The sequence below is a fragment of the Streptomyces sp. NPDC060366 genome (genome assembly GCF_042725135.1).
In the GTDB taxonomy this organism is placed as follows: Bacteria; Actinomycetota; Actinomycetes; order Streptomycetales; family Streptomycetaceae; genus Streptomyces.
The window spans coordinates 61,962-85,971 of sequence record NZ_JBHXDC010000007.1; the positions used below are offsets into that span (position 1 = coordinate 61,962).

The 24,010-nt window shown below is 70.6% G+C and carries 23 protein-coding genes; 7 read left to right on the forward strand and 16 right to left on the reverse strand.

Annotated features, from left to right (window positions below; genetic code table 11):
* Positions 1-87 precede the first annotated feature (87 nt).
* On the forward strand, positions 88-993 hold the full coding sequence (locus ACFWHU_RS18850; RefSeq protein ID WP_387225770.1) for a lipase family alpha/beta hydrolase: 906 nt from the start codon (positions 88-90) through the stop codon (positions 991-993).
* A gap of 89 nt (positions 994-1,082) precedes the next feature.
* Here the strand turns inward: ACFWHU_RS18850 and ACFWHU_RS18855 are convergent, their stop codons facing one another.
* The 6 genes from ACFWHU_RS18855 to ACFWHU_RS18880 all read right to left on the reverse strand — a co-directional run bounded on the left by ACFWHU_RS18855 (position 1,083) and on the right by ACFWHU_RS18880 (position 8,733).
* Complete coding sequence (locus ACFWHU_RS18855; protein ID WP_387225772.1) at positions 1,083-2,114, reverse strand: lytic polysaccharide monooxygenase; 1,032 nt, start codon at positions 2,112-2,114, stop codon at positions 1,083-1,085.
* Between the two features lie 265 nt (positions 2,115-2,379).
* Entirely contained in the window at positions 2,380-3,807 is a 1,428-nt protein-coding gene (locus ACFWHU_RS18860) for a cellulose binding domain-containing protein (RefSeq protein ID WP_385795763.1), read from the reverse strand.
* A 40-nt stretch (positions 3,808-3,847) separates the two neighbouring features.
* Entirely contained in the window at positions 3,848-5,443 is a 1,596-nt protein-coding gene (locus ACFWHU_RS18865) for a beta-N-acetylhexosaminidase (protein ID WP_387225774.1), read from the reverse strand.
* A gap of 82 nt (positions 5,444-5,525) precedes the next feature.
* Entirely contained in the window at positions 5,526-6,365 is an 840-nt protein-coding gene (locus ACFWHU_RS18870) for a carbohydrate ABC transporter permease (RefSeq protein WP_385795768.1), read from the reverse strand.
* On the reverse strand, positions 6,362-7,348 hold the full coding sequence (locus ACFWHU_RS18875) for a carbohydrate ABC transporter permease (protein ID WP_387225776.1): 987 nt from the start codon (positions 7,346-7,348) through the stop codon (positions 6,362-6,364). Before ACFWHU_RS18875 ends, ACFWHU_RS18870 begins: the two co-directional genes overlap by 4 nt.
* A 116-nt stretch (positions 7,349-7,464) precedes the next feature.
* A complete protein-coding gene (locus tag ACFWHU_RS18880) occupies positions 7,465-8,733 on the reverse strand; it encodes an extracellular solute-binding protein (RefSeq protein ID WP_387225778.1) in 1,269 nt (422 codons plus the stop codon).
* Between the two features lie 279 nt (positions 8,734-9,012).
* Between ACFWHU_RS18880 and ACFWHU_RS18885 the strand changes: the two genes are divergently transcribed.
* Positions 9,013-9,861 carry a GntR family transcriptional regulator gene (locus tag ACFWHU_RS18885; protein ID WP_387225780.1) on the forward strand — a complete coding sequence of 283 codons (849 nt, stop codon included), beginning with the start codon at positions 9,013-9,015 and terminating at the stop codon, positions 9,859-9,861.
* Positions 9,862-10,077: 216 nt separating this feature from the next.
* Here ACFWHU_RS18885 and ACFWHU_RS18890 read toward each other — a convergent pair whose 3' ends face one another.
* A complete protein-coding gene (locus ACFWHU_RS18890; protein WP_385796199.1) occupies positions 10,078-10,755 on the reverse strand; it encodes a response regulator in 678 nt (225 codons plus the stop codon).
* A 142-nt stretch (positions 10,756-10,897) separates the two neighbouring features.
* On the opposite strand from ACFWHU_RS18890, the gene ACFWHU_RS18895 reads away from it, so the two are divergent.
* The 4 genes from ACFWHU_RS18895 to ACFWHU_RS18910 all read left to right on the forward strand — a co-directional run bounded on the left by ACFWHU_RS18895 (position 10,898) and on the right by ACFWHU_RS18910 (position 15,181).
* Positions 10,898-11,881 (forward strand): Bug family tripartite tricarboxylate transporter substrate binding protein, encoded by a 984-nt coding sequence (locus tag ACFWHU_RS18895; protein ID WP_385795779.1) that lies wholly within the window; start codon positions 10,898-10,900, stop codon positions 11,879-11,881.
* A complete protein-coding gene (locus ACFWHU_RS18900) occupies positions 11,878-12,417 on the forward strand; it encodes a tripartite tricarboxylate transporter TctB family protein (RefSeq protein WP_385795782.1) in 540 nt (179 codons plus the stop codon). The genes ACFWHU_RS18895 and ACFWHU_RS18900 overlap by 4 nt, the downstream gene beginning before the upstream one ends.
* A 3-nt stretch (positions 12,418-12,420) precedes the next feature.
* Positions 12,421-13,926 (forward strand): tripartite tricarboxylate transporter permease, encoded by a 1,506-nt coding sequence (locus tag ACFWHU_RS18905; RefSeq protein WP_385795784.1) that lies wholly within the window; start codon positions 12,421-12,423, stop codon positions 13,924-13,926.
* Between the two features lie 118 nt (positions 13,927-14,044).
* Positions 14,045-15,181, forward strand: coding sequence for a methyltransferase domain-containing protein (locus tag ACFWHU_RS18910; RefSeq protein WP_385795787.1), 1,137 nt, complete (start codon positions 14,045-14,047; stop codon positions 15,179-15,181).
* On the opposite strand, the gene ACFWHU_RS18915 is transcribed toward ACFWHU_RS18910, so the two are convergent.
* Positions 15,147-15,695 carry a DUF402 domain-containing protein gene (locus ACFWHU_RS18915; RefSeq protein WP_387225783.1) on the reverse strand — a complete coding sequence of 183 codons (549 nt, stop codon included), beginning with the start codon at positions 15,693-15,695 and terminating at the stop codon, positions 15,147-15,149. The genes ACFWHU_RS18910 and ACFWHU_RS18915 overlap by 35 nt on opposite strands.
* Positions 15,676-16,596, reverse strand: coding sequence for a GNAT family N-acetyltransferase (locus ACFWHU_RS18920; RefSeq protein ID WP_387225785.1), 921 nt, complete (start codon positions 16,594-16,596; stop codon positions 15,676-15,678). The genes ACFWHU_RS18915 and ACFWHU_RS18920 overlap by 20 nt, the downstream gene beginning before the upstream one ends.
* A 97-nt stretch (positions 16,597-16,693) precedes the next feature.
* Between ACFWHU_RS18920 and ACFWHU_RS18925 the strand changes: the two genes are divergently transcribed.
* Positions 16,694-17,068 carry a GntR family transcriptional regulator gene (locus ACFWHU_RS18925; protein WP_385795793.1) on the forward strand — a complete coding sequence of 125 codons (375 nt, stop codon included), beginning with the start codon at positions 16,694-16,696 and terminating at the stop codon, positions 17,066-17,068.
* Between the two features lie 44 nt (positions 17,069-17,112).
* Here ACFWHU_RS18925 and ACFWHU_RS18930 read toward each other — a convergent pair whose 3' ends face one another.
* The 7 genes from ACFWHU_RS18930 to ACFWHU_RS18960 form a co-directional block, all read right to left on the reverse strand.
* Positions 17,113-17,973: an ABC transporter permease gene (locus ACFWHU_RS18930; protein WP_387225787.1), complete on the reverse strand. Its 861-nt coding sequence runs from the start codon at positions 17,971-17,973 to the stop codon at positions 17,113-17,115.
* Positions 17,933-18,841, reverse strand: a complete 909-nt coding sequence (locus ACFWHU_RS18935; RefSeq protein ID WP_387225789.1) for an ABC transporter ATP-binding protein — start codon at positions 18,839-18,841, stop codon at positions 17,933-17,935. Before ACFWHU_RS18935 ends, ACFWHU_RS18930 begins: the two co-directional genes overlap by 41 nt.
* Entirely contained in the window at positions 18,838-19,293 is a 456-nt protein-coding gene (locus ACFWHU_RS18940) for a MarR family winged helix-turn-helix transcriptional regulator (RefSeq protein ID WP_387225791.1), read from the reverse strand. Before ACFWHU_RS18940 ends, ACFWHU_RS18935 begins: the two co-directional genes overlap by 4 nt.
* 86 nt (positions 19,294-19,379) lie before the next feature.
* Entirely contained in the window at positions 19,380-20,489 is a 1,110-nt protein-coding gene (locus ACFWHU_RS18945; RefSeq protein ID WP_385795803.1) for a DUF5925 domain-containing protein, read from the reverse strand.
* A 294-nt stretch (positions 20,490-20,783) separates the two neighbouring features.
* Positions 20,784-21,623 carry a polysaccharide deacetylase family protein gene (locus ACFWHU_RS18950; RefSeq protein WP_387225793.1) on the reverse strand — a complete coding sequence of 280 codons (840 nt, stop codon included), beginning with the start codon at positions 21,621-21,623 and terminating at the stop codon, positions 20,784-20,786.
* Entirely contained in the window at positions 21,620-22,717 is a 1,098-nt protein-coding gene (locus tag ACFWHU_RS18955) for a glycosyltransferase family 2 protein (protein WP_387225795.1), read from the reverse strand. The genes ACFWHU_RS18950 and ACFWHU_RS18955 overlap by 4 nt, the downstream gene beginning before the upstream one ends.
* Entirely contained in the window at positions 22,714-23,652 is a 939-nt protein-coding gene (locus ACFWHU_RS18960; protein WP_385795810.1) for a glycosyltransferase family 2 protein, read from the reverse strand. The genes ACFWHU_RS18955 and ACFWHU_RS18960 overlap by 4 nt, the downstream gene beginning before the upstream one ends.
* Positions 23,653-24,010: the final 358 nt, after the last annotated feature.

Sequence of the window (24,010 nt, forward strand, 5' to 3'; positions counted from 1 at the left end):
TTGGCATGAGCACAGCCAATGATGTGGTCCGGGCCACAGGGCTGACAGCTATCGCCTCTTCCCCTTGAGCCGCAAGGAGATCGCTCGATGCTGCCCTGGAAACGCGCGTTCGGACCGCTGGCGGCGCTGCTGCTGGCGGTCACGGCCGCCACCACCGCCCCCGCCGTCGCGGCCACCCCCACCGCGACCCCGACAGCCGTCACCGCCCCCGCGTCCGTCAACGCCGCTGCCGCGAGCAGAGGTTGGAACAACTACTCCTGCAAACCGTCCGCCGCGCACCCCCGCCCCGTCGTCCTCGTTCACGGCACCTTCGGGAACTCCGTCGACAACTGGCTCGGTCTCGCCCCGTATCTGGTGAACCGCGGCTACTGCGTCTTCTCCCTCGACTACGGGCAGCTTCCCGGTGTGCCGTTCTTCAACGGCCTCGGCCCCATCGACAAGTCGGCGGAGCAACTGAGCGCGTACGTCGACCAGGTACTCGCCGCCACGGGCGCCCCGAAGGCCGACATCGTCGGCCACTCCCAGGGCGGCATGATGCCCCGCCACTACCTCAAGTTCCTCGGCGGGGCGCAGAAGGTGAACGCCCTGGTCGGACTCGCGCCCGACAACCACGGCACGACCCTGCTCGGTCTGACGAAGCTGCTGCCGCATTTCCCCGGCGCGGAGGACCTGCTCACCGAGAAGACCCCCGGACTCGCCGACCAGATCGCCGGATCGGCGTTCCTCACGAAGCTCAACGCGGGCGGTGACACCGTGCCCGGGGTCAAGTACACCGTCATCGCGACCCGTTACGACCAGGTGGTCACGCCGTACCGCAGCCAGTTCCTGTCCGGGCCGAACGTACGCAACGTCACCCTCCAGGACCTGTGCGCGGTGGACATCTCCGAGCACCTGGCGATCGGGCTGATCGACCGGATCGCCTTCCACGAGGTGGCCAACGCGCTCGATCCGGGCCGTGCCACACCGACGACCTGCGCGTCGGTCGTCGGCTGAGCGACGACACGACACAACCGCGGGACACGGCGCGGGACATGCCGCGGGGCTCCGGGCCGATCGGCCCGGAGCCCCGCGGAGGCCGTACGTCAGCGGCTGTGCCGGCCGCCGCCCGCGGGCTGGGCCTTGCGGCGGACCGTACCGAACATCACGGCCGCGCCCGCGGCGAGGATCGCCGCGCCACCCGCCGCGATGTACGGCGTGGTGCTGTCGCCACCGGTCTCGGCGAGGTTCTCCGAACCACCCGCGGGCTGCGGCTCGGCCGCGCCCGCCTCGTTCGCCTCCGGGGCGTTGGCCCCGGGCTCGCCGGCCGGCTCCTCGTAACCGCCGGCGTCCTTCGCGGCGGTCTTCGCCTCGGGCTCACCGGCCTCATCGGGACTGTCACCACCGTGCCCGTTGTGGTCGACGGTGGACTTGGACGCGCCCTCCTCGACATCGGCCTCGGAGGGGGCGGACGCCTCCGGAGCCGCGGCCGAGCCGCCGTTGTCGGCGCCGAAGACCACGTCGGAGCAGGTGTAGAACGCCTCGGGGCTGTCCGAGCGCTGCCAGATGGAGTAGATCAGATGGCGGCCGGACTTGGCGGGGACGATGCCGTCGAAGACATAGGCGCCGTTCACCAGCTTCGGGTCGGTGACCTTGGCGAACGGCTTGTCCTCCAGGTCGGACCAGTTCAGCGGCTTGGCGGGGTCGTAGCCGTCCTTGGTGACGTACAGCTCGAAGGACCCCTTGTGCGGGGCGGTGGCCTTGTAGGTGAAGGTGCGGTTGCCCGCGGTGAACGGCGACGAGGGCCAGTCGCCGCGCGGCAGGTCGAGCCCCTTGTACTTGTCGCGGCCCGCCGAGCAGAGCTTGCCGTCCGGGATGATCGACTTGTGGTTGCCCGCGGCGTTCGCGATGTTGACCTCGTTCCAGTCGTAGAACGCCTGCGTCCCACTGGACGCGACCGCCGCCTTGCAGGCCGCCGACTTCGGGCTCTCGGGTCCCTCCGCGAAGCAGGCGGACACGCGGCTGACCGGGTCCGTCATCGAGCCGTGGGCGGCGGCGGGGACGGCCGCGAGCCCGACGAGCGCGAGCGGCGCGACGCCCAGCACGACGATTCCGGTGGTCCTGCGACGAGCGGTCATGGATCCGTTCTCCTTCTGAGCGGCACGAGCGAGGGGAAGCGGAGCGGGACGAACTCCCGGCGGCGTGACCTCCGTTGCACACGGCGCCACCGGTGACCGTCCCGCTCCGGCCCTCAGCAAGCTAGCCCCTCGAAACCCGGAAACGGCCTGCTGGGACGGGGTGAAGGGGATCCTTATGGTCCGCTTAAGGCGAGCCTAAGCGACCGCTGAGATTGGGCCGTGTGCCTGACTCTCGGCCCGCTCCCGGACCCCTCGGACGGACCCCTCAGACCGCCGGCACCGTGTCCTCGAACGTCGTGCCCGCCGCGCGGTACCCGCTCACCAGCGCGCCCACCTGGGCGGGGCTGAGGACCTGGTCCTTCACATGCAGCACGTAGTCCACCTGCTGGTCGTACGAGCGCGGCGTGGTGCTGGTCTGGCCCGCCAGATCGATCAGCCACTGGTTGAAGTTGATCGACATCGGCCGCTCCGGCAGATACGCGGCCCCGTGCGTGCCGAAGTGCTGACCGTCGACGTAGTAGGTGATGGCGTTGTTGTCGATGGTCACCACCAGGTCGTGCCATCCGGCGTAGCTCTGCCGGACCTCGCTGTGCTGGTTGACGGCCTCCCACGGGTCGGGGCGGTAGGTCTCCCACGAGGTGGTGTAGAGGATGTTGGCCGGTTCGCCCCAGCCGCCGTTCGGCAGATACTCGAAGTCGTACTCCGCGTAGTCGTCCGCCATCGGCGCCTTGAGGTCGTTGATGGTGAAGAACGTCTGGACGAGACGGTCGCCGTCCGGGCCGGACCTGGGCGCGTCGCTGAACTTCACCCGCGCCGCGTACGTCCCGTTGCGGAACTTCATGGACCGGGTGAGGATCTCCGTCTGCTCGGTGGACGCGGCCGTCCCGGCGGTGGACGTCTCCAGGTTCATCACCGAGTTGCCGCTCTGGTTGGCGAACGTGACGTTCTCCGGCACCCAGTTGGCGCCGGGCACACCCGGACCGCCGGAGTTCGCGCGGACGCTCCAGCCGTTCGCGGCGATCTTCGGATCGCTGTGGCCGCTGTAGTTGAAGTCGTCGAACAGGGTGGGACCGTCGGCCGGCTCGGTCGGCGGATCCGTGGGGTCGGTCGGGCCGTTGCCGCCGGGCGCCTCGCCCCAGACCGTCGCGCCGCCGATGTGCGCCGTGATCCGGGACCAGTCGCCGTACGTGGACCGCTCCTGGCCGAAGGAGTAGTCGTCGCTCTGCCCCAGCGGCTGCCAGTTCGCCTGGTGGAACCGCAGTTGCATGTCCCCGGTGTCCGCGCCGGGGGCCAGGGTGCCCGCACCCGCCGTGAAGGAGATCTCCAGATAGCGGTCGGCGGTGGCCGTCGGGTTGGCGGGCGTCCCGAACGTCCCGGTGATGTTGGCGCAGCCCTTCACCGCCCAGGAGCAGGCGAACCGGTAGGCCGCGGACGGCGAATCGGCCTTGAACCAGTACCGCACCTTGACGTCGCTCAGCCGTACGGCGGCGCTGCCGGTGTTACGCACCTTCAGCCAGGGTTCGCTCTGGTCGGCCGTCGCCCCGGCCGCGCTCGTGCGGTACTGGACGACGAGCCCGTCGGCCGCCGCGGCCCCGGCGGACGCGGGCATCGCCGCCAGCGCCGTACAGCTCAGGGCCACGGTGACAGCGGCGGCGGCTGCCGCGCGCAGGCGGCTCTTGGCGTTCTTCGTCATGGGGTGTTCCTCTCCGGAACGGTGGTGGGGGAGGGAGGAGTTACGGAAGTGGCGCCGTACCTGCGGGGGTGGTCATGAGGGACCGTGGGGTCAGCGGCCGGTAGCGGACGCCGAGGGCGTCCAGCCGCGCCGTGTGATGGCGCAGCCGCTCGACGAAACCGGTCCAGTCGCTGTGCCCGCCGGACCAGGCACGGTCCGCGAGGGCGCAGAGCCGGGGGTAGGTGAGGTACTCGATCCGGTCGGGTGTCTTCACGTACTCGGTCCACAACTGCGCCTGCGTGCCGAGGACCTGGGCGATCTCCTCGGCCTCCCAGTCGCCCGGCACCGGCTCGTTGCCGTGGACGGCGTGCAGCGCGACGGGGTCACCGGGCTGACCGGGCGGCTCGCAGGGCTCGGCGGACTGGGCGTAGTCGAGATAGGTGGCCCGGTGATGAGCCGTCACCACCTGGTGGCCGCGCCGGGCGGCGGCCAGGGCGTGCGCCGGATCGCGCCAGGTCATCACCGTGAAATCGAGGGGCAGTTCGGTCCCCGTCTCGGCCCAGCCGACCGGTTTGCGGCCACGCTCCACCAGGAACGCCCCGATCCGGCCCATGAACCAGCCGTGCAGCGCCGCCGGGCCGGTCAGCCCCTCGGCCGCCGCGCGGGCGCGCGCCGCCGGACTGTTCTCCCATTCGGTGGTCGGGCACTCTTCGCCGCCGATGTGGATGTACGGGGACGGGAAGACGTCCATGACCTCCTCCAGTACCGTCCGGCAGAAGTCGAGGGCCCGGTCGTGGACGCCGAGCACGGTGTCGCAGACACCCCACCGGGTCCAGACGTCGAGGCTCCGCTCCGGGTTGTTGCCCAGCTCGGGGTAGGCGGCGAGGGCCGCGCGCACATGGCCGGGCATCTCGATCTCGGGCACGACGTTCACCCCGCGGTCCGCCGCGTACCTCACCAGGTCCCGCAGCTCCTCCTTGGTGTACGACCCCGAGTGCGGGACGCCGTCGAACCGGTCGCCGCCCCGGCCCGGCGGCCAGGTCATCGACTCGCTCCGGTGGCCGCCGACCGAGGTCAGCCGGGGATAGGCGTCGACCGGCATGCGCCAGCCCTGGTCGTCGGTGAGATGGAGGTGGAGGGTGTTGAGTTTGTGGAAGGCGAGCAGGTCCACGTATCGGCGCAGATAGGCGACCGGCTGGAAGTGCCGGGCGACATCGAGCATCGCGCCGCGCCAGGGGTGCCTGGGCACATCGCTGATCTCGACGCAGGGCAGCTCCCAGGGTCCGCCCCCAGGCCGGCCCCGGCCCGACAGGGCCTCGGCGGGCAGCAGTTGACGGATCGTCTGGACTCCGCGGAGCAGCCCGGTGGGGTGCGCGGCGCGCAGTACCGACGCCTGCGGGCCGACGGTGATCCCGTACCCCTCCTCACCGAGCCCGCTGAGCCGGGGATCGAGCGTCAGCACGATCTCCCCGTCGGCCGAGTCGGGGAGCGGCAGTCCGGTCACGGGGGTGAGCAGGGTGCGCAGGAGGTCCGCCGCCGCGTGCGTACCGGGCAGGGACCGTACGGCGGTGTGCTCGTCGAGGGTGAAACGGCCGGGGCGGGGAGAGACCTTGCGGGGCCGGGGGACGAGGGAGAGTTCGGGGTGTGACGCTGACACGGCGGTTGGCCTCCGGGAGTTCGGGGTCTCGGACGGTTCGCGGGCCTTCTTCGTCGGTCTTTCGCGTGGCCTTCTCCGCCGGTCAGCCCTTGACTGCGCCGGACGCGAAGCCGGCGGTGACATGGCGCTGGAGCAGCAGGAAGATCACCAGCGCGGGCAGGGCGAAGAGTGTCGAGGCGGCCATCGTGGCGCCCCAGTCCGTGCCGAAGGTGTTCTGGAAGGACGACAGCCAGACCGGCAGGGTGCGGTTGTCCTGCTCCTTGATGATCAGGAAGTTGGCGTAGGCGAACTCGTTCCACGCGGTGATGAAGCCGAAGAGCGAGGTCGCCATCAGACCGGGCATGAGCAGGGGCAGGGCCACCCGCCGGAACGCGCCGGTCCTCGTGCAGCCGTCGACCTGCGCCGCCTCCTCCAGCTCGGGCGGAATGGTCCCGATGAAGCCCCGGAGCACCACGATCGTGAACGGCAGCGTGATCATGAAGTAGACCAGGGTCAGGGTCGGCAGCCGGTCGAGCATGTTCGTGTCGCGGGAGATGATGTAGATGGGGATGATCAGCGATTCCCACGGAGCCATCTGGGCGATGAAGACCATCAGCATGAAATGCCGCCGGCCCTTCCAGCGCATCCGGGCGACGGCGAACGCCGCCCCGAGGGCCACCAGCAGCGACAGCAGCACCGCGCCGAGCGTGACCAGGATGCTGTTGCGCCAGAACAGTTCGAAGCCGTCGGCGGTCACGGCCCTGCGGAAGTGGTCCAGCGTCCAGGTGTGCGGGATCAGTTGAGGATCGGCCGACTGGATGTCACGGGAGGGCTTGAAGGCGGTCGAGATCATCCAGTACACGGGGAACAGACACACCACGACGGTCACGACGGCGGCGGCGTTCAGCGGGATCCGGCGAACTCGCGGACGTAGCAGGGTCATCGGGACTCGTCCTCCTGACGGAGCATCTGACGGAAGTAGAGGACGAGCACCCCGGACATCAGGACCACGGTGAGCATCGAGGCCGCGGAGCCCAGGTCGTAGCGCTGGCTGGACAGGGCCGTCTGGACCGCGTACACGGGCAGGATCGTCGTGGCGTCGCCCGGTCCGCCGCGGGTCATCACCCAGATCTGGACGAACGCCTTGAACGTCCAGATCACCTCCAGGGAGAACACCAGCAGAAAGATCGGCCGGAGCATCGGGAAGGTGACCGAGCGGAAGATCCGGGTGCCCGAGGCCCCGTCGAGCCGGGCCGACTCGTACAGCTCGACGGGGACCGTGGTGAGCGCCGAGTAGAGGGTGATCGCCGCGAACGGCACGGACTGCCAGACGATCAGTACGACGAGGATCACGAAGGCGGCGGTGCCGTCGGCGAACCACGGGTAGCGGTCGAAGGAGTCGAAACCCAGTGAGGTCAGCGCCTGGTTGACGATCCCGAACTCGGAGTGGAACAGCCACTGGAAGACGGTGGTGGCCGCCACCACCGGCATCGCCCAGGCGAGCACCAGCGCGCTGAGGACGACGGTGCGGCCCGCCTTCGCCAGACGTTCGGTCATCAGCGCGACCAGGGTGGAGATCACCATGATCAGGACGACGTTGACGGCCATGAAGACGAAGGTGCGGCCGGTCACCTCCCAGAACCGCGGGTCGGAGAGCAGCGTCCGGTAGTTCCGCAGCCCCACGAACTCCGCGTCCCCGCTGATCAGTTGGCGGAGCCGGAAGTCCTGGAGAGAGATCAGCACGGCCCGCAGCAGCGGATAGAGCAGCAGATACAGCATGCCGGCGATCGCGGGTGCGATCAGGGCGTACGGCCAGAGGCTGTGCGACGGGCGGGGGCGCCGCCGCTTCGGTGGTCCGGCCGGGGGACCGGTGGCCGGTCGGTGCTGGGGGGTGCGTGGTGCGGTCCGCTCACGGATGACCGGCACGGCGCGCCTCCTCTCGGAGGTGTACGTCGGAGATGTACGGAGGTCGGGAGCGACGAGCGGGGGAGCCCGAACCCGGCTCCGGCGTGGGGGAGCCGGCCCGAACCTCGCTCCGGGGATCAGGAGTTGGCGTTCATGGCCCTCGTGATGTCCTGCGACGCCTTCGCCGCTTCCTTCGCGGCGTCGCCGCCGACGAGGACCGCGGTCATGTAGTCCTTGATCGGGTTCTCGGCCTCCACCGCCGCCCAGCCGGGCGTGTTGGGCGTCGCGCGCCCGTTCGCCGCGCCGACCGCCATCGCGGAGGCGCCCGGGTCGTCCGCCACGGCCGGTGCCAGCGTGGTCCGGTTCGGCACATAGCTCATGGCGAGGGCGAGCTTCTTCTGCCAGGTGTCACCCGTCAGCTCCTTGACGAGCGTCAGCGCCTCGTCCGGGTGGCCGGCCGCGGCGGGGATCACCAGGTCGGAACCGCCGGTGAAGACGGCGCCCGGAGCGTCGGCGGTCTTGCCCGGAATCGGGAAGAAGCCCAGCTTTCCCTTCAGTTGGGCGTTGTTCTCGATGACGGCGTTGGCCAGGCCCGGCGTGGCGAGGATCTGGGCCACCTGCCCCTTCGCCATCACCTCCGCCTGTGGCGGATCGTCCTCGTCGGAGTCCTTGGGGCCCTTGCCCAGCGCCTGGAGGCGCTCGTAGAACTCCATGCCGCGCAGGGCCTCCGGAGTGTCCAGCGCGCCCTTCCACTCGTCGCCCGACCCGGTGGCGAAGTCGCCGCCCTCGTCCCAGATGAAGCCGCCCAGCGCGTACCACAGCTGGCCGGGCAGATAAATGCCCTGCGTATCGCCCTTGTTGAGCTTCGTGGTCGCCTCGATCCACTGCTCTCGTGTCTTGATCGAGGCGGCGTCGACACCGGCCCGCTCGAACAGGTCGGTGCGGAAGACGACGACCCGGTTCGCCGCGTAGTACGGGATGCCGTACTGCTTTCCCTCGTACGAACCCGGCTCGGCGAGCCCCTTCAGCCAGTCCTCACCCTTCAACTCGCCCTTGCTGTCGCTGAGATCGAGCAGTCCGCCGCTCGACGCGAACTGCGCCACCTGGGTGTTGCCCACCTCGATGACATCAGGGGCGTCGTTGCTGGCGAGGGCGGCGGTGATCTTCTGGCCGATGCCGTCCCACTCCTGGATCTGGACCTTGGCCCTGATCTTCGGGTGCTCGGTCTCGAAGCCCTTCACGAACTCCTTCTGGAACGCGGCCGAGACGCTGTCACGCATCAGCCAGACATCGACCGTCGTGCGTCCGTCGCCACTGTCCCCGGCGGAGTCGGAGGAGCTACTACAGGCACTGAGCACGGCGGCCACGACCAGCACGGACCCACCGGCGAGCAAGCGGTACTTCACGATTCACCCCTGACAGAGCAAGACCTGACCACCTGACCAGTGAGGGCCACTGGACAGCTCACCTCTTGATGCTGGATGAAGGTGGCATAGACCAATGAGACCGTCAACCCCTTGCGGGACAAAGGGCGTTGGTGATCTCACCGGGCGTCGAGGGTCCTGTCGCTCGCCCGGAGACGGTTACACTTGACCTGACCAGTGCCATCAGTTGGCGCACTGGTCGCTTGAACTGGTAAGTCTGGTAAGGCTGGTAAGTGATACAGGCGTCCGGAGGGGGACACCATGGATGTCGACGTACCCGGGACGGTGCTCAAACGGGAGCGGGCCCGTGATGCCGTCCTGGAGCTGATCGAGTCGCGCAGCCCCGGAGACGCCATCCCGTCCGAACGCGCCCTGTGCGCGCTGCTCGGAGTGTCGCGGCCCACCGTGCGCTCGGCGATCGACGAACTCGTGGCCGCCGGGCTCCTGGTCCGCGAACACGGCCGCGGCATGTTCGTCGCCCCCGCGAAGATCACCCAGGAGCTGGTCTCCGCGGACCTCACCCTGACCGTGCCGCAGGCGGCCGGTACGTGGTCGAGCCGGCTGCTGGAGTTCACCACCCACCAGGCCGGCGCCCGCGTCGGCCGCAAGCTCCGCATGTCACCCGCCGAGGACATCCTCTACGTCGCCCGGCTGCGGCTGGTCGACGGCGCCCCGATGGCGATCGAGCACCTGCACATCAGGGCGGCGCTCGCCCCCGGTCTGTCGGCCCAGGAGCTGGAGAACGGCGATCTCTACGAGCACCTGCGGGACACCCACGGGGTACACGTCCACGAGGCCGTACAGGCCATCGAGCCGACCGTCGTCACCCGCGCGGAGGCCGGGTTCCTCGACGTACCCGAACTCTCCCCGGCGCTGCTCTTCGAACGGCTGACCTCGGACACCACCGGCCGGCCGGTGGAGTACGTCCACTCGCTCTACCGGGGCGACCGCTACCGCATCGTCTCCCGGCTCACCCTCGGCCCGGCGGCGGCGGCGGTGCCGGTGCCCGCCGACGGGGACGGGCACCATCCGGGCATCCCGCCGGGCGACTTCGCCCACGGGGACGCCATCACGTCGTCCACCCGCGGGGACATCCAGTCGGGCGGGTGAACAACGAGTGGGGCCGGGCCGCCCCCCGCCGGTCCGGCCCCACTCGCTCACCCGCCCCCGCCCGTCCCGTACGCCCCCGCCGGGCCCGCGGCCCCGGTGCGCCCACCAGTCTGGCCGGTGGTGGTGCGCCGGGGAGTCGGCCGAAGGTCCAGGATGCGGTGACCTTGGTACCGGTGCGGTGCGACGAGGGGCGTGCCCCCTCCCGGCGGCGCGCCCTCACCCCACCCAGCGGTAACACCGCTCCGGGCGCCCCGTCCCCCCGTACCGCAGCGTGACCTCCGCCCGGCCCGTGTCCGCGAAGTACTCCAGATACCGCCGCGCGCTCACCCGCGACAGCGCCCCCTCGTCCGCGCACTGCGTCGCCGACAGACCCTCCGCGTGGCGGCGCAGCGTGCGCTCGACCAGCTCCGCCGTGTGCGCGGCCAGCCCCTTCGGAAGCTCGCGGGAGCCCGGCGGGCGGGTGCCGAAGATCTGGTCGACGTCCTCCTGGCGCGCCTCGCCCAGCCGGTCCAGCCGCGTCCGCAGCGACGCCACGTGCCGGAGCTGCTCCTGGAGCGCGGACTGGTTGAACGGCTTGATCAGATAGTGCAGCGCCCCCGCCCGCAGCGCCGCGCGGATCACGCCCGCGTCCCGCGCCGCCGTGATGAACAGGGCGTCCACGCTCGTCCGGGTCGCGTCCCGCTCCTCCGCCGCCCGCAGCTCGCGCAGCACGGCGATCCCGTCCATGTCGGGCAGATAGATATCAAGAAGCACCAGGTCGGGGCGGCGCAGCTCGGCAGCGCGCAGAGCTTCGGCACCGCTGTGCGCCACACCGACGACCTCAAACCCGTCCATCGCGGACACATAGCGGCCGTGCAGTTTCGCGACCATGAAGTCGTCGTCCACCACCAGCACTTTTGTCACGCCGTCACGCTAAGCCGCGACCGCAACGACCACAACGTCCGTTGATTCCGGAAGAGAGACAGCTTCTTAACGCGAAGGCAACATGTGGGCCACCTCACTGCCCTACGACTTGCTTCCCTGAAAGGCGGCACACGTGCGATTCCGCACTCCCCTCGCCCTCCTCGGGGCCGCGCTGCTGGTGCTGGTGGGTCCGCCGCTGCTCTCCGCGGGCAGTGGTGGCGACACCGGTACACAGATACCCGGCCTGCGTTTCATGGTCCCCAACACCCCCGGCGGCGGCTACGACATCACCGCCCGCACCATGGCCAAGAACGCCGAGGACGCCGAGCTCAACCACAACATCGAGGTCTTCAACCTGCCCGGAGCCGGCGGCACCGTCGGTCTCGCCCGCGCCGTGAGCGAACACGGCAACGGCAAGCTCGTGGTCTCCATGGGCCTCGGCGTCGTCGGCGCCGTACGCACCAACAACTCGCACGAGACCCTCGCCGACACGACGCCGATCGCCCGCATCAGCGAGGAGACCGACATCGTCGTCGTCGCCAAGGACTCGCCGTACAAGACGATCAACGACCTCGTCGCGGCCTGGAAGAAGAACCCGGCCAAACTGCCCGTCGGCGGCGGATCGTCGCCCGGCGGACCCGACCACCTCGCGCCCATGCTGATGGCGCGGGCCGCCGGAATCGCGCCGAAGACCGTCAACTACGTCCCCTTCGACGGCGGCGGCGAACTCCTCGCCTCCATCCTCGGCAACAAGGTCGCCTTCGGCGTCTCCGGTCTCGGTGAGTACCGCGACCAGATCGAGGCGGGCGAACTGCGGCTGCTGGCCGTCACCGGCCCCGAACGGACCCCCGGCATGGACGCGCCCACCCTGCGCGAGGCGGGCCTCGACACCGACTTCACCAACTGGCGCGGCGTCGTCGCGCCGCCCGGGATCTCCGACGCCCAGCGCGCCAAGCTCATCACCTTCTTCGAGAAGCTGCACGCCTCACCGCAGTGGAAGGAATCGCTGAAGAAGAACGGCTGGGACGACGCCTTCCTCACCGGTGACAAATTCGGCGACTTCCTCGCCGCCGAGGACAAGCGCGTGCAATCCGTCCTGAAGGAGCTCGGGCTGTGACCACCGAACCGAACACCCCTCCCGAGGCGGATGCCCCCGCTTCCCGCGGCTGGCTGCGCGAACACTCCGAACTCGGCGTCGGCCTCATGCTGCTCGTCCTCGGGGTCCTCGTCCTCACCGACGCCCTGACCATGGACGTCGACATCACCCAGCGCGGCCCGATCGGCCCCAAGACCGTGCCGATCGTCGTCGGCATCGGTCTGCTCGTCGTCGCCGTCCTCCTGAGCCTCGACGTCCTGCGCGGCGGCCGGGGCGAGTCCGAGACCGGCGAGGACATCGACCTGAGCGAACCCAGCGACTGGCGCACCGTGCTGCTGCTCGCCGGGGTCTTCCTCGGCAACGCCGTACTCATCGGCCCCCTCGGCTTCCCGATATCCGGGGCGCTGCTCTTCTGGGGCTCCGCGTACGCGCTCGGCAGCCGCCACCTCCACCGCGACCCGCTCATCGCCGCGGGGCTCTCCCTCGTCACCTACTTCCTCTTCAACAACCTCCTCGGCGTCCCCCTCCCCGGTGGCCCCCTGATGGGAGTGATCTAGACCATGGACTCCCTCAACTCCCTGATCGACGGCTTCGGTACGGCGCTCACGCCGATCAATCTGCTCTGGGCCGCCATCGGCGTACTGCTCGGCACCGCGATCGGCGTCCTGCCCGGCATCGGCCCGGCCATGGCCGTCGCCCTGCTGCTCCCCGTCACCTACGGCCTGGAGCCGACCGGCGCGTTCATCATGTTCGCCGGCATCTACTACGGCGCCATGTTCGGCGGCTCCACCACCTCGATCCTGCTCAACACCCCCGGTGAGAGCGCGGCGGTGGTCGCCGCCATCGAGGGCAATCCGATGGCCAAGGCGGGACGCGGCGCGCAAGCGCTCGCCGCCGCTGCGGGCGGTCACTTCGTCGGCGGCATGATCGGCACGATCCTGCTGGTCGTCCTCGCCCCGACCGTCGCCTCCCTCGCCGTCGACATCGGCGCGCCCGACTACTTCGCCATCATGGTGCTGGCGTTCATCGCCGTCACCTCGGTCCTCGGCTCGTCCCGTATCCGCGGACTCGCCTCACTGCTCATCGGCCTCACCATCGGCCTGGTGGGCCTCGACCAGATGACCGGCCAGCAGCGTCTGACCTTCGGCACGCTCGAACTCGCCGACGGCATCGACGTCGTGATCGTCGCGGTCGGTCTCTTCGCGATCGGCGAGGCCCTGTGGGTCGCCGCGCACCTGAGGCGCTCCTCGGGCGAGCCGGTCCCGGTCGGCCGCCCCTGGCTGGGCAAGGACGACGTACGGCGCACCTGGAAGCCGTGGCTGCGCGGGCCGCTCATCGGCTTCCCGTTCGGCGCGATCCCGGCCGGCGGCGCGGAGATCCCGACGTTCCTCAGTTACGTCACCGAGAAGCGGCTCTCCAAGAACAAGAACCAGTTCGGCAAGGGCGCCATCGAGGGCGTCGCCGGACCCGAGTCGGCCGCGTCGGCCTCGGCCGCGGGCACCCTCGTGTCGATGCTGACGCTCGGCCTGCCGACGACCGCCGTCGCCGCCGTCATGCTGGCCGCGTTCCAGCAGTACGGCATCCAGCCCGGACCGCTGCTGTTCGAGCGCGAGTCGGAGCTGGTGTGGGGCCTCATCGCCTCGCTGTTCGTCGGCATGGTGCTGCTGCTGGCACTGAACCTGCCGCTCGCTCCCGTGTGGGTGAAGCTGCTGCGCATCCCGCGCCCCTACCTGTACGCGGGCATCCTCTTCTTCGCGGCCGTCGGCGCGTACGCGGTCGGCGGAGAGGCGCTGGACCTGGTGATCCTGCTGATCATCGGCCTGATCGGGTTCGGCATGCGGCGCTACGGACTGCCGGTGCTGCCGGCCGTCATCGGCGTCATCCTGGGCCCGGCCGCCGAACAGCAGATGCGCAGGGCGCTCCAGATCAGCGACGGAAGTGTCGGCGGCCTCGTCAACACGCCTTTCTCGGTGACCGTCTACGCCGTCGTCGTGCTGATCGTCTGCTGGCCGCTGGTGCGGAAGCTGGTGCTGAGCCGCCGGAAGGAGACCAAGGTCTCGGCCTGACGCCCCGACCGGAAGGGTTGCACCGAACAGGCCCTATCCGCCTGACAGTTCGGACCGTGCGCGCGTGACTGAGCGCCTGCCGGTCCGAACTGTCAGTCGTGGATGGGACCATCGACACATGACCCCGATCGACTGGGACGACGCCGCAGACTCCTTCGACGAGGAGCCCGACCACGGGCTGCTCGATCCGACCGTACGCAAGGCGTGGGCCGCCAAGCTCGCCGGCTGGCTGCCGCCCGAGCCGTCCAGGGTGCTCGACCTCGGCTGCGGCACCGGCAGCCTCGCCCTTCTCGCCACCGAGTCGGGCCACCGCGTCACCGCCGTCGACCTCTCGCCGCGCATGGTCGGACTCGCCCGCGCCAAACTGTCGGGCACGGACACGGAGGTGCTGGTCGGCGACGCGGCGAGACCCCCCGTGGGGGAGCGCACGTTCGACGTGATCATGGCCCGCCACGTGCTGTGGCTGCTGCCCGATCCGGACCGGGCGCTGAACCACTGGCTGTCGCTGCTGCGCCCCGGCGGGCGGCTGATACTCATCGAGGGCGTCTGGTCCGGCGCCGGACTTCCGGCGACCCGCGTCACGATGTCCCTCGCCCCGCTCGTCGAGCGCGTCCAGCACGAACATCTGTCGGCCGACGCCGCCCTCTGGGGCCGCGCCGTCGACGACGAGCGCTACGCGCTGATCGCCCACACCGCGCAGCGCCGCCGCCACACGGAAGTGGTCGACGTCCATCTGATCCTGCGCCGGGGCGACGAGGTGCTGCTCGCCCGCCGGTCCGGCACGGGATACGCGGACGGCCTGCTGAACAGCCCGGCGGGCCACGTCGAGGACGGCGAGGACGTCCGCGCGGCGATGATCCGCGAGGCGTCCGAGGAGATCGGGGCCGAGCTGGACCCCGACGATCTGCGTACGGCCCTGGTCATGCACCACCGCGGACCGGGCGGCCGGCCGCGCACGGGCTGGTTCTTCGAGGCGAGGTACGACGCGGGGCGCACGCCCTGGGAGCCGTACAACCGGGAGCCGGAGAAGTGCTCGGGCCTCTCCTGGCACCCGCTCTCCGCGCTCCCCGACGACATCGTCGCGTACTGCCGCGCGGGCCTGGAGGCGTACCGCGCGGGGGAGCGCTTCGTCATCCACTGGCACGAGGACGCCGACTCGATCGCCCACGACCCGGACGGCACACCGCGCGCGACACTGCTGCCCAAGACGGACACGGGCGCTACGAAGGCGGAAGGCGGTCCGACAGCTTCGTGAACGCGCCCTGGCGTACGAGGAGTTCCAGCTCGTCCAGTGCGCGTCGGGCCGCGTCGGCCGCGACCGGGTCCCGGCCGGCGAGACCGCTCTCCTCGAACTCGTCCTCGTCGAGACGCAGGACCGTCGAGCCGTCGGCCGACGCCCAGAGATCCAGATCCAGGTCCTCGACCAGCAGCTCGTAGCGCAGTTCACCGGTTCCGAGGCCGCGCACGACCGTCGGCCGAGTCACGTCGCAGTACCAGCCCTTGAGGGTGCCGTCGCCCGCACGGACCTCCTTCACCGCGTACCACCGGTCACGCCAGTAGTGCTCCGTGAAGACGTCGCCGGGCTCGAAGCATACGAAGCCGAAGTCCCGTACGCCGTCGGCCGCCCACGGCGCGCGCACCACCACACGAGCGCCGTCGTCGGCGATCAGGGTGGCGGGATAACGGATCTTCGTACGGCCCGCCTTCACCAGGTGCACATCCACCTGGACCCCGGGGGCCCGCGCGGCGTCAGACGAGCTCGCGGACATGGCGTACCTCCGAGGCGGAGATCCGGTAGCCGAACCAGGAGTTGACCGCCAGCATCGGCTCGTTCTCCGAGTCGTTGTTGGTGAACGCGTCCGTGTAACCGGCGGCTCGGGCGCGGCGCAGGGAGTCCGCCTTGGCGGCCTTGGCCAGACTTCGGCCGCGGTAGTCGCGCAGGGTGCCCGTCATGGCCGACAGATAAGTCCTCTCACCGTCCGTGTGGACCAGGGTGAAGGCCACGATCCTGCCGTCGGCGACCACGAGGGTGCTGAGGCGCTGGTCCAGACACGGGTGCTGCCAGGTGTTGTTCAGCCAGTCCTCGTAGTCGTCGAGGCTGGTGCTGATGTCACCCGGTTCGTCCGACGTCGCCTCGGCGTCGGCCTCGAACACCGATCGCGGGTCGCCCGCGAAGTCCGCCGCAGTCGCCAGCGCGCAGCCCGCGGGGAGCTTCAGCGGCTCGGGCAGCGTGGCAGCCGCGAGATCGAGCCGCTGGAAGTGCGCGGTACGCAGCGGGGAGTAGCCCCGGTGGGCGGCGAAGGCGAGGGACGCGGGCTCGTCGTTCACCCAGGCGAAGAGGGTGGTCGCGCCCTCGGCGGCCAGATGCTCCTCGGCGGCCCGCAGGATCGCGGATCCCACGCCCTTGCCCTTGTGGTCGGGGTGCACATGGGGGTTGACCCGGGCCTGACCGGGTTCTTCGCTGTCGTAGGCGAGCGCGACATGCGAGGTCCCGATCACTTCACCGCCGTCCTCGGCCACCAGCATGCGGTACTTCGACGCCGGGTTGGCGCTCCGCACGGCGAAGTGCAGGGCCTCCTCGGTCGTCACGGCGTACGGCACGCAGGCGCGCCGGACACGGACGACGTCAGGGGCGTCCGACGGACGGAAATCACGAACGATCACACTCATGGATCGGCACGCTACGTGGGCGCACCGCCGCAACGCCTCCCATTTTCCGTCCGGGAACGCGCGGGCGAACGCGGGGGGATGGGGGACAATCGGGCCTGTGACCTTGAAGATCTCCATCGACGACGAAGCGACGACCGCTCCGTACGAGCAGTTGCGCACCCAGATCTCCGAACTGGCCCGCTCGGGCGCGCTGCCCGTGGGGCACAAGCTGCCGACGGTACGGGGCTTCGCCGAGGAACTCGGCCTCGCGGCGAACACCGTCGCCAAGGCCTACCGGGCCCTGGAGGCGGACGGGGTGATCGAGACGCGCGGCCGCAACGGCACGTTCGTCGCGGCGGCGGGCGACGCGGCGGACCGCAAGGCGGCGGCCGCCGCCCAGGCGTACGCGGAACAGGCGCGGCGGCTGGGCCTGCCCCGCGCGGACGCGCTGTCACTGGCCGAGGACGCGGTGCGGGCGGCGTACTCGCGCTAGGCGGCGTCCTGTTGATCGGGCCCGACCTCGGGGATCGGGCCGGATCATCTCGCCAGTCTGCCGAGCAGCGACGAGGCCGCGGTGATGCCCACGAGCGCCGCGAAGGCCAGTACCCCGTAGTCGAGCAGCAGATGGGACGACGTACCGAGCAGAAGTCCGCGCAGGGCGTCCACCTGGTAGCTGAGTGGATTGATCTTGCTGATCACCTGGAGCCAGCCGGGCATGATCGCCACCGGATAGAGCGCGTTCGACGCGAAGAACAGCGGCATGGTGATGGCCTGGCCGATGCCCATCAGCCGGTCCCGGGTCAGCACGATGCCCGCGATCGTGATCGACAGGCACGAGAAGAACGCCGAACCGAGGATCACCGCGACCGCGACCCCGAGCAGTTTCAACGGGTTCCAGGTCAGCCCCACCCCGAGGGCGGCGGCGATGAGGATCACCACGGCCGCCTGGATCAGCGCCTTCACCCCGGAGGCGAACGCCTTGCCGCTGACCAGGGCGGATCTCGGGGTCGGAGTGACGAGCAGTTTGGTCAGGATGCCGGCGTCCCGCTCCCAGATGATCATGATGCCGTAGAAGATCGCGATGAACATCGCGGACTGGGCGATGATTCCGGGCGCCAGGAAGTCGATGTAGGGGATGCCGCCGGTCGGGATCGCCTTGATGTGGGTGAACGTCTCGCCGAAGATCAGCAGCCAGAGGGCGGGCTGGATCGCGCGGGTGTACAGCTCGGTGCGGTCGTGGCGCAGTTTCTGGAGTTCGACCACGCACATGGCCAGCACCCTGGCGGGCAGTACCCGCCAGCCCGTTCGGGGTCGGGGCGGTACGAGCAGCAGATCGAACCGGCCGGGGGCGGCGGCCTCAGCCGACGCGGGACGCTGTCCGCCGTGTGCTCCTGACATCGCGGAAGTCGCCTCCCTCCTCGTCCAGGCCCTGGCCGGCCACCTCGCGGAAGACGTCCTCCAGCGTCGGCACGGAGTCGTTCCGCGCCGCCGGGTCGGAAGCCTTACGGCGCCGTTCGCCCAGCTCCGCGCGGAGTTCGTCGGAGGTGCCGAGCGCGTGGATCCGGCCCCGGTGCATCAACCCGACGCGGTCGCAGTACTGTTCGGCCTCGTCCATGTAGTGCGTGGTCACCAGCACGGTCATGCCGGTGGCCCGCCGCACGGCGTTGATGTGCTCCCAGACACTGCTCCGGGCGATCGGGTCGAGACCGATCGTCGGCTCGTCGAGCATCAGCAGCCGGGGCGCGCTGACCAGAGCCTGCGCGAGTTCCAGCCGGCGGATCATGCCGCCGGAGTACGTCGCGGCCATCCGGTCGGCGGCGGCGCTGAGATCGACCGCCTCCAGTGCCTGCTCGACGCGTGCGGCGCGCTCGCGGCGGGGGACGTCGAAGACGCGCGCGAACAGCGTCACGTTCTCGCGGCCGGTCATCGCGGCGTCGGCGGACAACTGCTGCGGTACGTACCCGAGCAGGCGCCGTACCGCCATCTTCTCCTTCGCGGCGTCGTGTCCGAACACCTTCACCATGTCGGCCGGGACGGGCAACAGCGTGGTGATACAGCGGATCGCGGTCGTCTTGCCGGCGCCGTTGGGGCCGAGCAGCCCGAAGATCTCGCCGGTGCGGACGGACAGGTCGAGGTCGTCGACGGCCTTGGTGTCGCCGAAGGAGTAGTCCAGCCCGCGGCAGCTCACGGCCTCGCCTGCGGTGTCGGTGGTCCCAGTGGTTCCCGTGGTCCCGGCGGCGGTGGTGGGAACGTCTCTGTCGGTCATACGCCCTCCGCTTCCTCGTGGAGATTCCGGGCGAGCCTGCGCAGCGCGGGCAGCGCCGCGGCCAGGGCGGCCCGCTCCTCGTCGGTCAGCCGGTCCACCTGCTCGCGCACCAGCGCGGAGCGCCGCGCCTGCCAGTCGGCCAGGCGCGAGGTCGCCGCCTCGGTCGGCAGCAGCAGTACGGACCGCCGGTCGGCGGGATCGGTCACCCGGCGCAGATAACCGGCCCGGCTGAGCTGATTGACCAGGGTGGAGACCGAGTTCCCGGCGAGATACAGCTCCTTCGCCGCGTCGGACACCCGGATTCCGGGCCTGGTCCCGACCAGCCGCAGCAGTTCGATCTGCGCGCCCCGCAACCGCGGGGCCTTCAGACCGGCCCTCAGCCGTCGCCGGATCATGCGCTGAACCCCTGCCAGCACATCGGCGAGCGAGTCGGACAGCTCGACCGAAGTCATGTCTTCATTTTAGCTCTGACAGGGAGGTATCGCCAAAAAATGGACATGCGGAATCGATGCCCAGGTCCGGGATCCGTATCGAGGATCTACAGATACAGGCCCGCGTCCGTGCCCTTCGACTGGCCCGGGACCGATGTCGGGCCGCCGCCACGGCGGAGCGCGAACAGCTCGGCCAGCGTGGCCCCCTCGCGCCCCACGGCTCCCTCCCAGTCGCCCTCCTCCCGGCTCAGCCAGGACTCCGCCTCCGGGCGGGTCAGCGAGCCGACCTCGATACGGGCCAGGCAGCGGCCGGGCCTGACGACCGCCGGGTGGAGGCGCTCCAGGTCCTCGTTGGTCGTCACGCCCACCAGGACGCTCCTGCCCTGGCCGAGCAGTCCGTCGGTGAGGTTCAGCAGCCGCGAGAGCGCCTGGCCCGCCGTGTGCTTGGCCTCGCCGCGGATCAGTTCGTCGCAGTCCTCCAGGAGCAGCAGCCGCCAGCGGCCCTTCGCCGAGCCCTCGTCCTCACCGATCGCGATGTCCATCAGATAGCCGACGTCGTTGAACAGCCGCTCCGGGTCCAGGACGCAGTCGACCTGGCACCAGTCCCGCCACGACCGGGCCAGCGTGCGCAGGGCCGACGTCTTCCCCGTGCCGGGCGGGCCGTGCAGCAGGAGCAGCCGGCCCGCGATGTCGTCGGGTGTCACCTTCATCAGCCGGTCCATCGCGTCGGCCACCGGCGCCGTGTAGTTGACCCTGACCTCGTCCCAGGTACCGGCCGCGATCTGGCGGGTCGTCCGGTGCGGGCCACGGCGCGGTGAGTCGTACCAGAACCCCATGGTCACGTTCTCGGGCACCGGTTCGGGCTCGTCCTGCGCGCCCGCGGTCGCCTCGCCGTGCACCTTCTCGGCGAGTTCGGCGCTGGTCGCGGTCACCGTGACGTCCGCGCCCCGGTTCCACCGGGAGACGAGCAGCGTCCAGCCGTCGCCCTCGGCGAGAGTGGCGCTGCGGTCGTCGTCACGGGCGGAGCGCAGCACCGTGGCGCCCGAGGGCAGCAGGGTGGTACCGGACTTGACGCGGTCGATGGACGAACTGTGCGAGTGAGGTTGCTCGCCCGTCGCGAAACGGCCGAGGAAGAGGGCGTCGACCACATCCGACGGTGAGTCGCTGTCATCGACATTGAGCCGAATCGGCAGGGCGTCCTGAGGCTTGGCAGACATGGCGCCCATGATCCGGCAAGGGCCCGGACGACGCACGGCGTTTACCGCCGTGGCGGGGCTTGTCCTCAATCGCCGGACAGGCTAGGGCCTGTCGTTCGGATCTTGCCGGGCTCGCGGTCCCTGGCACGCACGCCCGCCGCGTTGTCGTCGGTCGCCAACGCTCCGCGTTGTCTCCCTCCTCCGCCTTGCGACCGCACGCACCAGACCCCACTCCCTGATGCGGCCTGATCCAAACGACAGACCCTAGGCCCTGTCCGGCGGATCTTCGGGGCCCGGGGATCCGCCGGACAGGACCTAAGCGTTTCTGAGGACACGCCCCGCCCGCCGGGCCCCGCGGACCACCGCGTACGCCTTCGTCAGCGCGCGGTCGCGGGCGAAGAGACGGCCGACCGACCGGCCGTCGACCAGCCGCGCGAACTCCCCGATCGAGGTGGAGCGCCGCACGGTGACCCGTTCCAGGGCGTACGGGCCCTGGCCCCGGCGGGCGAGCGCGTTGCCCACGGCCAGCGACTGCTCGAACCCGGCGGCCCGGACCGCGCACCGTACGCGGCGGGTGGAGTAGCCGTACGGGTACGCGAACGAGACCGGCGCGGCGCCCAGTTCGGCGGCGACGATCTCCCGGCAGCGCGCCGCCTCGTGCCTCAGCCGCCGGTCGTCGAGCTGGTCCAGCTGCGGATGGGTGTGGCTGTGACCGCCGATCTCCACACCGGCGGCGGCCAGTTGGCGCACCTGGTCCCAGTCGAGCATCGTGTCGAGGGCGCCGCCCTCGTCGTACGGACCGCGCAGCCACCCCGTGGAGACGAACAGGGTGGCCGCGAAGCCGTGCCGGGCCAGCACGGGCAGGGCGTGCCGGTGCACGCCCTCGTACCCGTCGTCGAACGTGATCAGCACCGGCCGGGCCGGCAGCCGCCCGTGCCCCCGCCAGACGGCGGCCAGCGCGGCCGTCGTCAGCGGGGTGAACCCCCGGTCGCCGAGCAGTGCCATCTGCTCGGCGAACGCCTCGGGCGACACGGACAGGGCGCGCACCGACGGGGCCGGCCGGTGCGCGAGCGCGTGGTACATCAGGATCGGTACCGGCCCCTCCGGGTCCGACCCGCTCCGTGGCGGCGCGCCGTCGCCCATGCCCATGCTCATACGACGGCCCCTCGCGGACTCTCCCGGGCCGCCGCCGCGACGGGCGGCGTTGCGACGGCCGGCGCCGCGACGGTCGTCCCCGCCGGAGTGATCGGTCCGGACGAGAACGGGACCGGGCCCCGTCGCGCGCGGGCGGTGCCCACGAGATACCCGGTCGCCGTCGTCAGCACGCCGGCCACGATCGCCCCGGCCCGCCCCGCACCACCGCGTCCACGGCCGGGCCCGCGCACCGCGTCGCGCAGCCCGCGCGCCACCCCGGCGGGCAGGACCCGCGTGGCGTAGCGCCGCTCGGACTCAAGTCCCTTGCCCGCGCCGACACTTCGGGCGACCAGCGCCTTCGAGAGGCCCTCGGCGTAGGCGCGTTCGCGGAAGTACCCGAACCGCTCACGCGCCGGGGGGACCTTGTGGTGGATCACCGCGCGGTCGTCGATCAGCAGCACGGCGTCCGGCAGCGCCCTGGTGAGCCTGATGCACAGCTCCGTCTCCTCGCAGCCCAGCGGGCGCTTGTCACCGTCGCGCCCGATGCCGGTGGCGAAACCCCCGGCGGAGTCGAACGCGGTACGGCGGAAGGAGGCGTTGCCGCCCAGGACGTTGCGGACCCGCACCCTGCCCGGCGGCAGACCCCGGTACGTACAGCCGACGATCCAGTCGAACTCCTCGGGGAACCAGACCGGCCGGCCCCCCGAGGACCAGGCGGGCAGTGTCCTGCCGCCGACGGCCATCACCCGGGGATCGCCGTACCCCGCCGCCAGGTACCGCAGCCAGTCGCGCTCGGCGACGGCGTCGTCGTCCAGGAAGGCCACGAAGTCCCCGCGGGCGGCGGCGATCCCTGTGTTGCGGCCGGCGGACAGCCCGCGGGGGCCCGCGTTGGCGAGCACCCGCACCTCCCCGCCGTCCGCCGGTGACACGGAGCCGTACTGGGCGCGGAGCCGCATCCGCAGTGCCTCGTTGTGGTCGACCACGAGCAGCGTCTCCATGGGCGGCATCGACTGCCTCCGTACGGAGTCGACGGCGGCGAGGATGTCCTCCCAGCGCTCCTGCGTATACACGCAGACGACCACCGAGAACGAGCGGTGGAGATGACGGTCGATCACGAGACCTCTCCCTGCCCGGCTCCCTGCCCGACGACGGCCCCCGGCAGGCCCGCCCGGACGGCGAGCGGGAGCGGCAGCGCCGGTCTGACGGCGCGCGGCCGGCGCCGGGCCGCCCTCGGAACGCCCTTCTCCTTCAGGATGACCTTCAGGACCCGCAGTCCGTCCCGTACGGCCCGGAGATTGCTCACGCCGTGGATCCGGTCGTACTCGTGGCTCGGGATCTCCTGCACCTTCAGACCGGCCTTGACGACCCGGATGTTCATCAGGGTCTCGACCTCGAACCCGGTGCAGTCGAGCGTGATCCGGTCCAGGCAGTGCCGCCAGAAGGCGTTGTAGCCATAGCAGAGGTCGGTGTAGCGGGCGCCGAACTTGGCGTTCACGACCGAGCAGAGCACATGGTTGCCGAGCTTGCGGATCAGGGTCATGTCGTCCGTGCCGCCGCCGTTGGCGAACCGCGACCCCTTGGCGAAGTCGGCGCCCGAGACGAGGGCCGACACATAGCTGACGATCTCGTGACCGTCGGCCGACCCGTCCGCGTCGACCATCACGATGATGTCGCCCGTGCAGGCGGCGAACCCGCTGATCAGGGCGTCACCCTTGCCCCTGCCGCGCTGCCTGACGACCTTGACGTCCGGCCACAGTTCCCGTGCGACACGGACCGTTGCGTCGGTGGAGTTCCCGTCCACGAGGACGACTTCGTGGATCCAGTCGGGCAGTGTCTTGAAGACGTACGGCAGATTCTCCGCCTCGTTCATCGCGGGGATCACCACGCTCACCGGCGGCGCGATCGCGAGATACGAGGAGACCGGCCGATAGCGGCCGGAGAAGCGGTCGAGTGGGTCCTGGCCGAGCAGGTCGTGGTCGAGCAGCTCGTCGAGTTCGTCCAGTTCGCCGCCGAGCGGTTCGCCGCCGGACACGGAGCCGGAAAACGGCATGGCTAACGGATCTTCGCCCGGGACCGCCGGGCGCGGGAATGAGCTCACGGATCTGTTCCCTCTCCACCGGTGGACCGCCCGCCCCCGGGCGGTCCGGAATGATGTGCCGGTTCGAAAAGGGGGTTCCCACCCTGTACGTGACAGCCGTGAACTCCGGCCTGTCAGGTGAGTCGAGACAGGTCGTTCGTCGCGCGGCACCCCCTACCGCGCCCCGCGCCGGGAGCCGTCGCGACGTCCGAGCCCTCCCCTGAAGTCGCTCTGCATGACGGACCGTTGCGGGTGAATGTCAGAAGGTATTGATACTTACGACTGTATGGCAAGGGCTGCGACATGACCGCGCCTATTTGCTATTTGGCCG